12 protein-coding genes are annotated in these 14,354 nt (G+C 67.8%); 1 reads left to right on the top strand and 11 read right to left on the bottom strand.

Translation table 11 applies throughout. The features are described from left to right. Window positions 1-60: 60 nt before the first annotated feature. Window positions 61-1,290 carry an MFS transporter gene (locus tag KF709_08855; GenBank protein MBX3174512.1) on the top strand — a complete coding sequence of 410 codons (1,230 nt, stop codon included), beginning with the start codon at window positions 61-63 and terminating at the stop codon, window positions 1,288-1,290. Here the strand turns inward: KF709_08855 and KF709_08860 are convergent. The 11 genes from KF709_08860 to KF709_08910 all read right to left on the bottom strand — a co-directional run bounded on the left by KF709_08860 (window position 1,237) and on the right by KF709_08910 (window position 14,321). Then, window positions 1,237-2,697 (bottom strand): sigma 54-interacting transcriptional regulator, encoded by a 1,461-nt coding sequence (locus KF709_08860; GenBank protein MBX3174513.1) that lies wholly within the window; start codon window positions 2,695-2,697, stop codon window positions 1,237-1,239. The genes KF709_08855 and KF709_08860 overlap by 54 nt on opposite strands. 104 nt (window positions 2,698-2,801) lie before the next feature. Beyond that, complete coding sequence (locus tag KF709_08865; GenBank protein ID MBX3174514.1) at window positions 2,802-4,880, bottom strand: molybdopterin oxidoreductase family protein; 2,079 nt, start codon at window positions 4,878-4,880, stop codon at window positions 2,802-2,804. Further along, window positions 4,877-5,815, bottom strand: coding sequence for a folate-binding protein YgfZ (locus KF709_08870; protein ID MBX3174515.1), 939 nt, complete (start codon window positions 5,813-5,815; stop codon window positions 4,877-4,879). Before KF709_08870 ends, KF709_08865 begins: the two co-directional genes overlap by 4 nt. Then, a complete protein-coding gene (locus tag KF709_08875; GenBank protein ID MBX3174516.1) occupies window positions 5,812-6,501 on the bottom strand; it encodes an HAD family phosphatase in 690 nt (229 codons plus the stop codon). Before KF709_08875 ends, KF709_08870 begins: the two co-directional genes overlap by 4 nt. Before the next feature lie 9 nt (window positions 6,502-6,510). Further along, a complete protein-coding gene (locus KF709_08880) occupies window positions 6,511-7,926 on the bottom strand; it encodes a 4Fe-4S dicluster domain-containing protein (GenBank protein MBX3174517.1) in 1,416 nt (471 codons plus the stop codon). Further along, window positions 7,923-8,861 carry an FAD-binding protein gene (locus KF709_08885; GenBank protein ID MBX3174518.1) on the bottom strand — a complete coding sequence of 313 codons (939 nt, stop codon included), beginning with the start codon at window positions 8,859-8,861 and terminating at the stop codon, window positions 7,923-7,925. Before KF709_08885 ends, KF709_08880 begins: the two co-directional genes overlap by 4 nt. 17 nt (window positions 8,862-8,878) lie before the next feature. Continuing rightward, a complete protein-coding gene (locus KF709_08890) occupies window positions 8,879-10,297 on the bottom strand; it encodes an FAD-binding protein (protein ID MBX3174519.1) in 1,419 nt (472 codons plus the stop codon). Between the two features lie 196 nt (window positions 10,298-10,493). Further along, window positions 10,494-11,387 carry an RNA polymerase sigma factor RpoD/SigA gene (locus KF709_08895; GenBank protein ID MBX3174520.1) on the bottom strand — a complete coding sequence of 298 codons (894 nt, stop codon included), beginning with the start codon at window positions 11,385-11,387 and terminating at the stop codon, window positions 10,494-10,496. A 227-nt stretch (window positions 11,388-11,614) separates the two neighbouring features. After that, complete coding sequence (gene aroB / locus KF709_08900; protein ID MBX3174521.1) at window positions 11,615-12,739, bottom strand: 3-dehydroquinate synthase; 1,125 nt, start codon at window positions 12,737-12,739, stop codon at window positions 11,615-11,617. A gap of 13 nt (window positions 12,740-12,752) precedes the next feature. Further along, on the bottom strand, window positions 12,753-13,304 hold the full coding sequence (locus KF709_08905; GenBank protein MBX3174522.1) for a cob(I)yrinic acid a,c-diamide adenosyltransferase: 552 nt from the start codon (window positions 13,302-13,304) through the stop codon (window positions 12,753-12,755). Window positions 13,305-13,313: 9 nt separating this feature from the next. Continuing rightward, window positions 13,314-14,321: a serine/threonine protein kinase gene (locus KF709_08910; GenBank protein MBX3174523.1), complete on the bottom strand. Its 1,008-nt coding sequence runs from the start codon at window positions 14,319-14,321 to the stop codon at window positions 13,314-13,316. Window positions 14,322-14,354 lie beyond the last annotated feature (33 nt).

Genomic DNA, 14,354 nt, shown 5'->3' on the forward strand with positions numbered 1-14,354 from the left:
AAAGCTGCAGCCGGGGACGCGGACTGTCACGGGGGCCACCCCTCCAGCGAGATTACGACTGTGACGGTGCCTGTCCGCTCCCTGAATCCGTTCCGCGTACTGCTCAAGTACCGGAACTTCAGGCTGTTCTGGACGGGGCAGACGATCTCGCTGATCGGCTCCTGGATGCAGCAGGTGGCGATTGGTTGGCTGGCGCTTGAGTTGTCGAACGATCCCTTCCTCGTGGGCTTGGTCGCCGCGGCCGGCACGCTGCCCATCCTGCTCTTCTCGCTACCCGGTGGCGCACTCGCCGACCGCAGCGACAAGCTGCGCGTCATCCGTACCGCGCAGACGCTGATGCTGCTCGAAGCCACAGCGCTGTTCTACCTCGCGATGACCGAGCACCTGACAATCGGCTCGCTGATCCTGCTCACCAGCATCGGCGGACTGCTCGCGGCCTTCGAGATCCCGGCACGGCAGGCGATGTTTGTCGAGTTGGTGGGCCACGCCGACCTGCCGCAGGCCATCGGTCTCAACTCCACGGGCTTCAACCTGGCGCGCGTGCTCGGTCCGACGGTCGCCGCCGTGGTGATCGCCAAGCTGGGCATCGCGTGGACCTTCGGCCTCAACGCGCTGAGCTTCCTCTCGGTGCTGGTCGGGCTCGCGATGATCCAACTCCCGCCGCGCGCCGTCGCGCCGGGCCCGCGCCAGAGCGCCTTCGACGGAATGCTGGAGGCCGTGCGCTTTGTGCGCGCCACACGACCGCTACCACAACTAATGCTCGTCGCATCGACCTTCTCGGTGCTCGGCATTCCAGTGATCACGCTGTTGCCCGTGGTCGCGCGCGACCTGCTCGGGCTCGGCGCCGAGGGCTACGGGGCGCTGATGGCCACGCTGGGGCTGGGCGCCATCAGTGGTGCGCTCGGCATCGCGGCCACGGGCGGCGGAGCGCAGAAAGGCCGCACGATGTTCTGGGCCTCGCACCTCTTTCCCTTGTTGCTGGTGGTGTTCGCCTTCGTGCGATTCCCTGTCGTGAACGGTCTGCTGCTCTTCTTTGTCGGCATCACGATGATCCTGAACAACGCGCTGGTGAACGCGCGGCTGCAGGAGGTCGTCCCCGACGCCCTGCGCGGTCGCGTGATCTCGCTCTATGTGATGGTGTACATCGGCGGCTCGCCGCTGGGAAGCTTCCTCGGCGGCGCGCTGGCCAAGTGGTTCGGCGCCGCCTGGGCCATCGGGGCCTGCGCGACCGCGATGCTACTCTTCGCGGTCTGGATATTCCGGCGGGAGCCCGCCCTGACGGCGCACTGAGCGACCGTAGGAGCCGCCCTCGGAGCGCGAGATCTTACGTCGCGCCACCAAGGCCTCAAGCACCAGCTCGCAGCTGGCCACCAGCTCGGAATCCTTCCCGGTCGGCAGCTCCGACGCCTTCACGAGGTCGATGAGCCCCGGCACCGTGGCGAATCCCTCGTGGGTTGCTTTGGCGCTGGAGTCGTCACTGACTTGGAGGGCCGAGCCGGTGTCGAAGTACATCACGATCTCGTCGACGTCCAAGCGCGGCTCGCGCTCGGCGAGCGTCGCGTCGGCGGCGCGCCGAATCAGCTCGCGGGCGATCACCGCGCCACCAATCAACTCGCCCTCGTACTCGAGCTCGATCTTGCCGGTGATCGCCGGCAGCGCTGCGTAGAGATCGGCCAGCCGCGGCACCACGGCCTTCTCTCCCAGGCGCACTGCCCGCCGCTCGGCGTTGGACACGATGTTCTCGAGCAGCGTGATGCTCAGCCGCTGAGAAACGCCGGAGCGCTGGTCGATGCGCTTCTCCTTGCGCGCCTCGAAGGCCACACGCTCTGCGACCTCGGCCACGACTTCGGGCACGTGCACCGGCAGCCCATCGCGTTCGACCCAGGCCTCCTGCTGTGTGATGGACTGCGCGAGGTCCACGGTGGAGGGATAGTGCGTCTGGATCTCCGAGCCGATGCGGTCCTTCAGTGGCGTGATGATCTTGCCGCGCGCGGTGTAGTCCTCAGGGTTTGCGGTGAAGGCGAGCACCACGTCGAGCGGCAGGCGCACAGGGTAGCCCTTGATCTGCACGTCGCCTTCCTGCATCACGTTGAACAGGCCCACCTGCACCTTGCCGGCGAGGTCGGGCAGCTCGTTCAGCGCGAAGATGCCGCGGTGCGCGCGCGGCAACATCCCGTAGTGGATGCTGAGTTCGTCAGAGAGCAGGTGCCCACCGCGCGCGGCCTTGATGGGATCAAGGTCACCGATGAGATCGGCGACGGTCACGTCCGGCGTCGCGAGTTTTTCCACGTAGCGCTGGTCCGGATGCAGCCAGGCAATCTCGGTGTCGTCGCCGGCCTCTCGAATGCGGTCGCGGCCAAACTTGGAGATCGGCGCGAAGGGATCGTCGTTCACCTCGCTGCCGGCAATCACTGGGACCTCGGGGTCCAACAGCGTGGTCAGCGCGCGGAGGATGCGCGACTTCGCCTGGCCGCGTGTGCCGAGCAGGATGAAGTGATGCCGCGAGAGCAGGGCATTGATGATCTGCGGCATCACGGTGTCTTCGTAGCCGATGACACCTTGAAAGAGCGGCTTGTTGTCCTTGAGGCGCGCCAGCAGGTTCGCGCGCAGTTCGTCGCGGACAGAGCGTGAGCGGCGCGGCGCCTCGCCGAAGGGCGACGCCTTGAGCGCGCCGAGCGTGGTCGGGAGCGAAGTCATATATCGATACTAACGCGTGGACGCGGCGACGGGTTCGGCGCGCCCCGGCGGCCGGGTGTCACAACTGGTCGCCGTTGGCTTCCCGTTCTGAACGCCGATTTCCGCTACAGCGCTCGGACTTCGACCAGGTTGTCGTAGAAGGTCGGGCCCGCGCCCATATCGGTGAGCCGTTGCGACGTGGTGGCATTCACGTTGCGCTTGTCCGGCGAGAGCTTGGCCCACCAGATGCCCGGGGCCCAGGCGACGCCCTCTCGGATGCCCTCGCGGATACGCGCCGTGGCCTCGAAGTGCCCGCGGTCGTTCTCCACCAGCACCTTGTTGCCGTCGGCGATGCCGCGGCGTGCCGCGTCGTTCGGGTGCAGCGCCACCTCTGGCTCGCGCGCCGCGCGCTGCAACGGTCCGACGTTCACGAACGAGGAGTTCATGAACTGGTGCGCTGGCGAGGAGATCAGCGCCAAGGGATACTTGGCGGCAAGCTCCGGCACGAGCTCCGGGAACTCAGCGGGCGGCGTGAAGGTCGGCAGCGGGTCGAGGCCCATCGCCTTCATGCGCTCCGAATAGAACTCGCATTTGCCGCTCGGCGTGTGGAAGCCGCCGTTTGCAAACGGGGCGTAGGGCTTCGGCAACTGCAGGCGCGCCCAGCCGTGCTTCTGCAGCGCGTCCCAGGTCACGCTCGCCATCCGCGGGTCGGACGAACTCAGCGCCTGCTGGATCAAGGTCTGGTCGTCGTCCTTGAAACAGTCGTGTGCGAGTCCCATTCGCTGTGCGAGGCGGCGGAAGATCTCTGTGTTGGGCAGTGCCTCGCCCAACGGCTCGATCGCGGGCCTGTTGAGTGTTGCGTACAAGTGGCCATAGGACTGATGGATGTCCCAGTGTTCCAGCTGCGTCGTGGCAGGCAGCACCCAGTCAGCGTGGTCGGCGGTGTCGGTGCGGAAGTGCTCGAGCACCACAAGGAACAGGTCCTCGCGTCGCATCCCCTGCGTGACCTTGAGATGGTCGGGTGCGATCGCCGCCGGATTCGAGTTGTACACGACCATCGCCATCACCGGCGGACCACCGACACCGGCGTCAGGCATCGTCAGCGCTTGGCCGAGCAGCGACATGTTGATGGTGCGCGTGCCAGCGGGAGAAAGATCCTCGCGCTGCAGCGCCGCCTTGTTGAAGGCGAAGTTGCCGCTGGCCGAGAGCTGCACGCCGCCGCCGGGTCGGCGCCAATGGCCGGTGACCGCTGGTAGGCAGGCGATGGTCCGCACCGCCATGCCGCCGCCCGCGTGGCGCTGCAACCCGTAGTTGATGCGCACGAACGCGGCCTTTGCGCGGCCGTACTGTCGGGCGAGTTCCGTGATTCGCTCCGCAGGGACACCAGTGATGCCAGCCACGCGATCGGGCGGGTACTCGCGTACGCGCTCGCGCAGCTGCTCCGCGCCGAGCGTGTGCTTCGCGATGTAGTCATCGTCCTGCAGGCCCTCGGCGAAGAGGACGTGCATCATCCCGAGCGCGAGTGCCGCGTCGGTGCCGGGCCGGATGCCGATCCACTCATCGCACTGCTCGGCCGTGCGCGTACGGATAGGGTCGATGCACAGCACCTGCACGCCCTTGGCCCGCGCCTCAAGCACCTGCGGCCAGAGGTGCGGGTTGCTCGTAAGCGTGTTCGTGCCCCACAGGATGATGAGGTCGGCGTTGGGCACCTCCTCCATGTCGGCGCCGAAGCTCCCGCCAACGGTCATCCGCATTCCCATCATTCCCGCAGTCGCGCAGATCGTGCGGTCGAGCTTGGACGCGCCGATGAAATGGAAGAAGCGGCGGTCCATCGACTCGCCTTGCAGCAGGCCCATCGTGCCGGCGTATGAGTAGGGCAGGATGGCCTGCGGCCCGTGCGTCGATTCGCGGATTGCGTTCAATCGCGCAGCGATGTCGTCGAGTGCCTCGTCCCAACTCGCGGGCTCAAATTGGCCGCTGCCCTTGGGTCCCGTGCGCCGAAGCGGCGTGAGTACGCGCTCGGAGTCGTAGGAACGTTCGACGTAGCGATTCACCTTGGTGCAGAGCGCACCCCGAGTGATGGGGTGCGCCTTGTCGCCCTGGATGCGCACGGCGCGCCCGCCTTCGACCGTCACGACCGTTGCGCAGGTGTCCGGGCAATCGAGCGGACAGGCCCCGCGGATGCTGGTCGCGGCGTCGGTCACGCGATTGCCTCAACAGTAGCGCTCACCTCGCGTTCGCCGGCGCGCGCCCGCACCGCGCTGCCTGGTGCGACCTCGCGCCGAACCATTCCGATCGCCAATGGTCCGTGCTCCGGCGAGACAGTTGCAGAACGGACCTCGCCGACTTCCTTGCCCTCGGTATCGAGCAACGCGGCGCCGGGCGTCAGCGGCTCCGGCGAGCGCAACCAACGCAGATGACGATTCACGTGGCCGCGAAAATGGATCCGCGCGACGACTTCCTGGCCCGTATAGCAGCCCTTGGTGAACGAGATAGCGCCGAGCGTGTCGAGGTTCGCTTCCTGCGGCAGCGTGTCGCCGTCCATTTCCACGCCGAAGCGCGGTAGGCCAACCTCGATGCGAGCGCGCTCCAACTCCTCGGACTTAGCGTGCGTGGCACCCTCGGCCTCAAGCGCCGCAGTGAGCGCCGCAATCCGCTCGGGCGAGGCGAAGACATCGAAGCCCGCGATGCTGAAGTCCGCGGAGCGCACGACAGACACGGCGCCGTCGGGAGAACGCCAGAGTCCGAAAGGCTGTAGCCCCTCCAGGTCAACTGGGTGCGCCTCGACCTGCGCGCCAATCGCGTGCGCTGCGTGCGTGCCGTAGACACCGAGGCAGCCGATCTGCTCGCTGACATCGGCGTACTTGGCCAATCGCGGATTCACGTACTTGCGGATCATCGCCTGAAAGGCGTCGGCCGATTCCTGCTCGACGTCCACCAACAGATCCTCGCCGCGGTCGAACACACGCAGCACCGCGATGATGCGTCCCTTGGCAGTGAGCGCGGCGGCGCGCTGTCCGTGTCCGCGCGTAAGCGCCGTGACGTCATTGGTCACGAGGCCGCCCAGTGCCTCCTTGGCCTTCTCGCCACTGAAGCTCATTCGCAGGCGTGCCGAGCGATCGGTAATGAGCAGGCTCATCGCGCACCCTTTGGCGAGGAGCCGAGCAGGGAGCGCAGGCGCTCGGGCGTCAGGTCGGAGAGCGTCGGATACCAGGCGTCGGCTTCCATCGCGTCCTGGGGCGCGAGGTCGCCCACGATGATGGTGAGCAGGCCGGCCGCGCGCGCGGCGCGCACGCCGCGTACGCTGTCCTCAACGGCAATGCCCCGCAGCGCCTGTCCCGGAAAGAGCTCGGTGACGCGACTCATCGCCAAGGCGTAAGGCGCCGGTGAGGGCTTGGGTGCCTTGGCATCCTCGCAAGCGATGATCGGTCGGAACAGTGCGCCGAGCCCGGCCAGGTCCAGCACGAACTCGACCTCGCGGCGCGAAGCGCGCGTCACGAGCGACAGCCGGGCGACGGCCGTGAGTCGCTCGAGCGTGGGCCGCGCGTCTGCCGCAACGCGCAGCCCCTTGCCCGCCCGCGCCGCAAAGGCACGCTCGGCGCGAAGGCGTGCCAGTTCGACTGCCGTGGGATCGTCGGGCGCACCCAACTGATCGCGGATGAGGCGGATCGCCTCCTCGGTGCAGAGGCCCTCGACGCCGTGCAGCAGCGCTGTCGTCGTCTCGAGCTCGTCCGCCGCCAGCGCTTCGGTCAAGGCATCGGCGCGCAGTCGCAAGGTCTCGGCGAGCACGCCCTCGAACTCGATAAGCAGGACCGGGACTTCCATACTCGAATGCTAACGGGTGCGGTCGTCCTGCGCGTAGGCAGCGTCCAGTAGCTCCACAGGGTGTCGAGCGACCGCCGGCAGCCCGTGCCGAAGGAGCCCGCCCTCGATCTGCATCAGGCAGCCGGGGTTGCCCGTGGCCACGATGCTGGCACCGGACAGGCGGATGCTGTCCAGTTTGGGCGCGAGGACGCGCTCGGAGAGCCCGGGGTTCGCGACATTATAGATGCCGGCGCTGCCACAGCAGAGGTCACTGCCTTCCAGCGGTACGACCCGGATGCCTGCGATGGCGCGCAGGACCTGCAGGGGCGGGTCGACCACACGCTGGCCGTGTTGCAGGTGGCAGGGGGCGTCCCAGGCGACTGGCTTACCGGTTGGGAAGTCGGATGCGGCGGTTGGAGCGGGCCGCAATGCGTGCGCAGCCGACTCGCCTGCGGCCGGGTCGCCGTCCGTCGGCACCGGCCCCGCCGCGGCGAGCAGCTCGTGCACGTCGCGGACCTTCGCGCTGAACGCAGCCGCGCGCTCGGACCACTCGGGGTCCCCGGCCAAGAGGTGCGCATAGCTACGACACATCGCGCCGCAGCCGGCTGAGTTGGTGACGACAACCTCGGCGCCGCTCGCCTCGAAGGCCGCGATGTTGCGGCGGGCCAGGCCGCGTGCGGTCTCGGCATCACCGGCGTGTGCGTGCAACGCGCCGCAACACACTTGGTTCGCCGCCCTGCGAAGGGCGTAATTGTTGTGCGCCAGGGTCCGCTCGGTCGCGCGATTGAGCGGCGCCATCAGACCTTCCATCACGCAGCCAGTGAGCAACGCGACCGAGCCGCGGGATCCGTCTCCGCGCGGTGTCCACGCCGTCGCTGATGGGCGCTGCGTGGCGGCAAGCATCGCGGCCGGCATAGCGAGACGCGCCGGGAGCATCGCAGCGGCGAGCTGAGGGACTCGTATCCAGCGCATCACGCGAGCAGCGGCGAGCATCGGACGCAGCGCCCAATCGCGCGCAAACACCCAGAGCAGCAAGCGCGCGGTCCACGGCAGCGCCTTGTGCGCAGCGAGCGTCGCACGCGATGCCTCGAGCAAGGCCCCATAGGGCACGCCGCTCGGACAGGCGGTCTCGCAGCCACGGCAGCCGAGGCACTGATCCAGATGTCGGTTCAGGTCCGCATCGTCCGGCTGCACGCGGCCCTCGAGCAGCGCGCGCATCAGCACGAGCCGCCCGCGCGGCGAGTCGTTTTCGTCTTCAAGCGTGAGGTAAGTCGGGCAGGCTGGCAGACAGAAGCCGCAGTGGACGCAGGCGTCGAGCCCCTCGCGCTCGGCGGCGAGCGGTGAACTGCCGAGCGGCGAGCTTCCGAGTGGCGCAGCGCCGAGCGCAGGGTTGCCGGGCGACGAAGCGCCGTGCTGAGCTCCCGAGACAGATGAAGGCTGGCTCACGCGCGCTCCCCCAGCAGTCCTGGATTGAGGATTCCGCGCGGGTCGAACTGATGCTTCACGCGCCTGGCGAGAGGCGACCAGTCCCACTGCGTCGCCGATGCAGGCGGCGCGCAGTGTTCGCGCACCAGTGTCCAGATGTTTGCATCGTGCTGCGTGCAGTCGCCCAACTGTTGCAGCTGCTTGACGGCCGCGTTCACATCCGCCGCATTGCCGCCAAGTCGGAGCAACCATCGCGCGGAGGGATCGAGACCAAGCCGACGGTGAACTGAGTCGGCGCCGGCGGCGACGGCAACGGCGCCGAACGAGGCGACCGATGCGGTGCTCGCCGCACTGCCGAGCTGCAACGCGGCCAGCGGTGCGTGCGGCCCACGCAAGAAGGCATCAAGCGCCGCGGGGTCCCCGTGCAATACCCAGGTCTCATCCGCCGCCGGCCGCGCACGCAGCCGTAGGTGCACGCGCGTGATGACCCCGAGGCTGCCCCACGCGCCAGTCATCAGGCGCGTAAGGTCGAAGCCAGCGACGTTCTTCACGACCTGGCCACCGGCGTTGATCACGCGGCCGAGCCCATCCACGCACTCTAGGCCAAGGACGAGATCGCGCGGCCGCCCGAGAGATGCGGCGAAGGGGCCAGCAGTCGCCGTCGCGATGGTCGCACCGACCGTACCCGAGTCATCACCCCAGCTGAGCAGCGGGCACCACTGGCCGTGCGGCCGCGTCACGTTGTCGAGCTCGGCGAGTGTGGTTGCCGCGCCAACTGAGATGGTCAGATCCTCGGGGACGTACTGGCGAACGCCAGCGAATCGTTCGAGCCGAAGCGTGTGCATCGCGCGTACGGGATTTCCGGCGTCGAGCCAGCGTCCGGCGCCAACGATGCGCAGGCCATCGGTGGTCTCGCTGAGGAAGTCGGCGAGCTCGCGAGTATCGTTGGGAGCCACCACTGAAGAGACTGACATTAGGTCGAAGTCCGCCCGGCCGCGCGCGCGCTGGGTGCCGCGTGCCACTCCTTGCAGGCGTGCACCGGCACGACCTTCCCAGGATTTGCGCGGCGCTCGGGGTCAAACACCTCGCGCAGGCTGCACATCGCCTCAAGCGTCGGTGGCGTGAACAAGGCTTCCATATACGGAAGCTTGTCGAGCCCGACCCCGTGCTCCCCGGTGATGGTGCCGCCGGCGGCGATGCAGCGCTCCATGATCTCGCGCATCGCGGCGTGCACGCGCGCCACTTCATCCGGATCGTCGGCGTCGTACGGGATGTTGGGGTGCAGGTTGCCGTCTCCGGCGTGGAAGACGTTGCAGACGCGCACGCGCTGTCGCTCGCCGATGGCGGCGATCTCCTCGAGCAGCGCGGCCAGCTGCGTGCGCGGTACTACCGCGTCCTGCACCACGAGGTGCGGCGAGACGCGCCCCATCGCGCCGAAGGCCTTCTTGCGGCCCTGCCAAAGGCGCGCGCGCTCGGCGGGGTCGGTGGCGCGGCGGATGCCGCGCGCGCCCGACGCACGGCACAGCGCCTCCACGCGATCTGCCTCGCCGTCCAATCCCTCGGCGGCGCCATCCAGTTCAATGAGAAGCACCGCTGCAGCATCCGCGGGATATCCGGCTGCATAGATGCTCCGCTCAACCGCGTCGATGGTCGCATGGTCCATCAGCTCAAGCGCCGCGGGAAGCACGCCCGCCGCGACAATCGCCGACGTCGCCGCTGCGGCATCGCCCAACCGCGTGAAGTCGGCCAGCAACGTGATGATCGCCGCCGGATTCGGCGTCAGGCGCAGCGTCACGTCCAGCACCACGCCGAAGCAGCCCTCGCTGCCAATGAAGGCGCCGAGCAGGTCGTAGCCGCCAGTGTCGCCGCGGTCGAGCGTGACAACTTCGCCATCGGGCAGCGCGACGGTGGCGCGCAGCACGTGGTTCATCGTCACGCCGTATTTGAGGCAATGCGGGCCACCGGCGTTCTCCGCCACGTTGCCGCCGATGGTGCAGGCGCTCTGGCTCGAGGGGTCTGGCGCGTAATGCAGGCCGTGCGGTGCGACCAAGCGCGTGAGCGTCGCGTTGACCACGCCAGGCTCCACGGTGGCGGTGCGGCCCGCAGGGTCGATCTCCAGCACACGCTTCAGGCGATGCAGCCCAAGCAACACGCAGTCGTCGGCGAGCGCGCCACCGGAGAGACCCGTGCCGGCGCCACGCGCCACGAAGGGTATGCCATCCGCAGCAAGCCGCCGCAGCACGGCGACGGTCTCCTCGCGCGAACCGGGGAACACCGCCAGCGCGGGCCGACGCCGGTAGCCAGGCAAGGCATCCGACTCGTAGGCCAAGAGCGCTGACGGTCGCTCAATCACCTGCGCTGCGCCGACGATGCGGCGCAGGTCGGCGATCAACGCCTCGTTGGCGAGCGCGCTCCGCGTCGGAGTCGGCGCGACGGCAGGTCCGGAGTGAGCCACGAGCGGGAAGCTACGCGCGTCCCGCCACAGGCGCAGTGGCCGGATGCACGATGGGGGCCCGGAAACTCCGGACCCCCATCGTCGTCACCGCGCGTTCACCGGGCGCGCGATGGCGTTGCATCGCAACGGCCGATCAGGCCACGCCCCAGAATCCGGCCAGGGAGCGTCCCTCGGGCGAAGTGCGCAGCTTGTCGAAGGCGCGCTCGCGGATCTGGCGGATCCGCTCCCGCGTGACGCCCATCAGCGCCCCGATGCGCTCCAGCGTCATCGCCTCGCCACCGTCATCGAGGCCGTAGTAGAGGTTCAGGATCTTCCGCTCACGTGGCGTGAGGTACTGGCGGAAGACCTTGTCGATGCACTCGCGCATGAGGTTGAAGTCCGTGCGCTCCTCGATTTCCACGCCATCGCCGCCGGCAAAGCGCTCGCCCAAGGTGCAGGCCTCGCGATCGCTGCGGTCCACCGGCGCGTCGAGCGACACCTCGGTGGAGGACATCGACTTGGAGTTGCGCACCTGCTCTGGCGACTCATCAAGCAAGCGGCCGATCTCGCTGTCGGTTGGATCGCGCTTCAACACCTGCGCGAGCACCGTCTCGGCCCGCGAGAGACGGATGAGCTGCGAGTTCTGGTTGAGCGGGATGCGCACCGAACGCGTCTGCTCGGCCAGCGCCTTCAGTACGGCCTGGCGCACCCACCACACGGCGTAGGAGATGAACTTAACGCCCTGGTCCGGATCGAACTTGCGGACCGCCTTGAGCAGGCCTTCGTTGCCGATGGCAACGAGTTCGGACAGGTCGAGGCCGTGTCCCTGGTACTTCTTTACATAGGAGATGACGAACCGGAGGTTGGCCGTCACGAGCCGCTCGGCGGCGGCTTCATCACCCTTCTGCGCGAGTCGCGCGAGCCGCTTTTCCTCGGCTGGGTCGGTGATGAGGGGGAGTTTCTGGATGTCCTGCAGGTACTGGTCGAACGCGGACGACGGGGAAGAACGGAAATAACCTCTGCTGCGCGTCTCGGTCGCTTGCTGCATACCCACCCCATACCAGCGTGTGAAGGGACGCAGTGCCAGGGCACTGCAATGAACGCTTTGGGTGCTGCATCGGGTGCTGCATCGGGTGCTGCGGGTGTACCGGTCGGACTGGACGCGAACGCTATAAGCGGGGGCGAACGGCGGTCAACAGCCAAGAAGCATGCCACGTCGTCATTGGCGCGCCAGCATCAAGCCATCCCGTTAACTGTCAACGACTTAGCCGGCGCTCACAAATGTTGGAGCGTTCGCAGCACATCCGGTTCAGGGACGGCAATTGCGAAGCCCTTGTCGGACGCGGACATACGGCCGATCGATTCAGGCAGCGCGTACTCAACCTTGCCACCGCGCGTCTTCTTGTCCGTGCGCGTAGCGGTGACGACTTCGGCCGCCGCCAGCCCGTCCGGGAGCCGCACCGGAAGGCCTGCTGCATCGCAAACCGTAGCGATGGTGTCCGCTGTGCCCTTCTCCGCAACGCCTATACGTTCGGCCAGCATCGCCTCCGCCACCATTCCAATGGCGACGGCATCGCCGTGTGGCACGCCGTAGCCCGTGACGTGCTCAATCGCGTGCCCTAGGGTGTGGCCGAAGTTCAGATGCTTGCGGCGGCCAGCCTCTCGCTCGTCGGACGCGACGATCTCCACCTTGATCTCGATCGAGCGCTGCACGAGCCGTTGAAACGTTGCATCGTCGGTCTGGTCTCCGTGCAGGATCTCGCGCAGCGAGGCCGTGATCCAGGAGAAATACGAAGCATCGGCAATCACGCCGTGCTTGATCGCCTCGGCCAGGCCACCGCGCAGGTGCACGGTGGGTAGCGTGCGGAGCAGCGTCGGGTCGACAAGCACCAACGACGGTTGGTGAAATGCGCCGACGAGGTTCTTTCCGGCGCTGGTGTCCACGCCCGTCTTGCCGCCGATCGCCGCGTCGATCATTGCCAGCAGCGAGGTCGGGACCTGCACGAAGGGCACGCCGCGCAGGAAGGTCGCGGCGATGAACCCGGTGAGGTCCCCGGTGACACCACCGCCAAGCGCGATGAGCACCGAGTCGCGGCGCAGCCCTGCGGCGATGAGCTTGTCGGTGAGCGAGGCCCAGGTATCGCGGGTCTTGTGCTGCTCGCCAGCGGGAAACGTGAACACCGCCGGCGCCACGGTGCCGCCCTGTGTGCTTCCGAGCGCGAGACCTTCCGTGACCAAGCTCGCGATTGCCTTGGCCCCGTGCAGGTGCGCCACCGTCTGGTCCGCGACGATGGCCACGCGATGCCCGGGATGCAGCGTCGCGATGCGCTGGCCGAGCGTGGCCAGCGAACCCGGAGCGATCTCGATGCTGGCGCCGTGCAGTTCGAGGCGCGTGGTCATCGGAGGATCGCGCCTACCAGGCAACTTCGCCCGCCCCGGCGCGGCGGTTCGCCACGCGCGCCAGCACGAAGAGCAGGTCGGAGAGACGGTTCAGGTACACGAACACGATCGGCGGCAGTTCCGTGTCGCGCTGCAGCGTGATCACCGCGCGCTCGGCCCGGCGGCAGACCGTGCGGGCCACGTGCAGCGCCGCCGCTTTCGGCGTCCCGCCCGGCAGGATGAACGCCTTCAGCGGCTCGAGCTCAGCCTCGCCGTCGTCGATCGCCTGCTCCATCTGCGTGATTCGCGCGTCGGAGATGCGGGCCTTGGTGAGTTGCTCGTGCATCTTCTCCACGTCCGGCGTGGCGAGCAACGCGCCGATGGAAAAGAGGTCGCGCTGGATCGGCGCCAGCACCTCATCGATGCGCGGCATCATCTCGACCGAGCGCGCCATTCCGATCACGGCGTTCAACTCGTCCACCTCGCCGTAGGCGCTCACGCGCGGGTGGTCCTTGGGCACGCGGCCGCCGCCGAAGAGGCCCGTGTCGCCCTTGTCGCCGGTCTTCGTGTAGATCTTGAGCGTCATAGCGGAAATCTACGCGCGCGGGGGTCTTGTGTCCGGGATATCGCCGGCGCGGATCTCGCGTGTGCGACGTGTCCGCGGCGAGTAGGTCTGCGGAAACAGTTCGGCGAGGTGCGCCTGCAGTCGCTCCGGCGAACCCGGTGTGCCCTGCGAGCTATTCCAGCGATCCAACGAAATGCCCAGCGCCGCGGCCGACGGACGTGCACTTGGCTCCTTCGCGATGGCGTCGTTGATGATGCGACGGATCGGCTCGTCGACGTTCGGCAGCAGCGGCATCAGGTCGGGCGTCGGGCTGACGACAACCTCCTCGATGGCCGCCATCGTCTCGTCCTCGCGGAACAGCGTCTTCAGCGCGAAGAGCTCGAACAGCACGACGCCCATCGAGAACACGTCCGCGCTGGGCGTGACGCGGCGGCCGAGCAGCTGCTCCGGCGCCATGTAGTGCTTCTTGCCGAGCAGCAGCGGCTTGCTCTCTGCGGGGTCGATCATCGTCTTGGCCTTGGCGATGCCGAAGTCGGCCAGCTTCACGTGGCCGTCCCAGGTGAGCATCACGTTGCCCGGCGACACATCGCGGTGCACGATGATCATCCGCTCGCCGTCGTCGTCCACGAAGTGGTGGGCGAAGTCGAGGGCGCGACAGATACGGCTGGCGCAATACGCCGCGATGTCCGGCGGCAGCGGCTCCCGCATCTTGCGATGCGTGTTGATCAGCGTGCGCAGCGTCAGGCCCTTGATCAGCTCCATCGCGATGAAGGGCCGGCCGCCCGACATCCCGAGCTGATAGATCTGCACGATGTTGCCGTGCACGAGGTTGGCCGAGAGCTTGGCCTCGTCGATGAACAGCTGGAACCACTCCGGGTGCTCGGCGAAGCGCTCGTGGATGATCTTGACGGCCATCCGCTTGGAGAAGCCCTCGGCGCCGAGCTGCTCGGCCTCGTAAACGGTGGCCATGCCGCCACGCGCCAGCTCCCGGAGGAGGCGGAATCGGCTTTCGGAGACCAGGTCGTTGGGATTGTTCATTCCAGGGGGTCGGATCGGGGGCGGGCGTTGCTC

The organism is Gemmatimonadaceae bacterium (assembly GCA_019637445.1).
Taxonomy (GTDB): Bacteria; Gemmatimonadota; Gemmatimonadetes; order Gemmatimonadales; family Gemmatimonadaceae; genus Pseudogemmatithrix.

Bases quoted from the DNA above. Each gene is read 5' to 3' on its own strand.
- KF709_08860 (MBX3174513.1), bottom strand. From the start codon at position 2,697: ATGACTTCGCTCCCGACCACGCTCGGCGCGCTCAAGGCGTCGCCCTTC.
- KF709_08870 (MBX3174515.1), bottom strand. From the start codon at position 5,815: ATGAGCCTGCTCATTACCGATCGCTCGGCACGCCTGCGAATGAGCTTC.
- KF709_08875 (MBX3174516.1), bottom strand. From the start codon at position 6,501: ATGGAAGTCCCGGTCCTGCTTATCGAGTTCGAGGGCGTGCTCGCCGAG.
- KF709_08895 (MBX3174520.1), bottom strand. From the start codon at position 11,387: ATGCAGCAAGCGACCGAGACGCGCAGCAGAGGTTATTTCCGTTCTTCC.
- aroB (MBX3174521.1), bottom strand. From the start codon at position 12,739: ATGACCACGCGCCTCGAACTGCACGGCGCCAGCATCGAGATCGCTCCG.
- KF709_08905 (MBX3174522.1), bottom strand. From the start codon at position 13,304: ATGACGCTCAAGATCTACACGAAGACCGGCGACAAGGGCGACACGGGC.
- KF709_08910 (MBX3174523.1), bottom strand. From the start codon at position 14,321: ATGAACAATCCCAACGACCTGGTCTCCGAAAGCCGATTCCGCCTCCTC.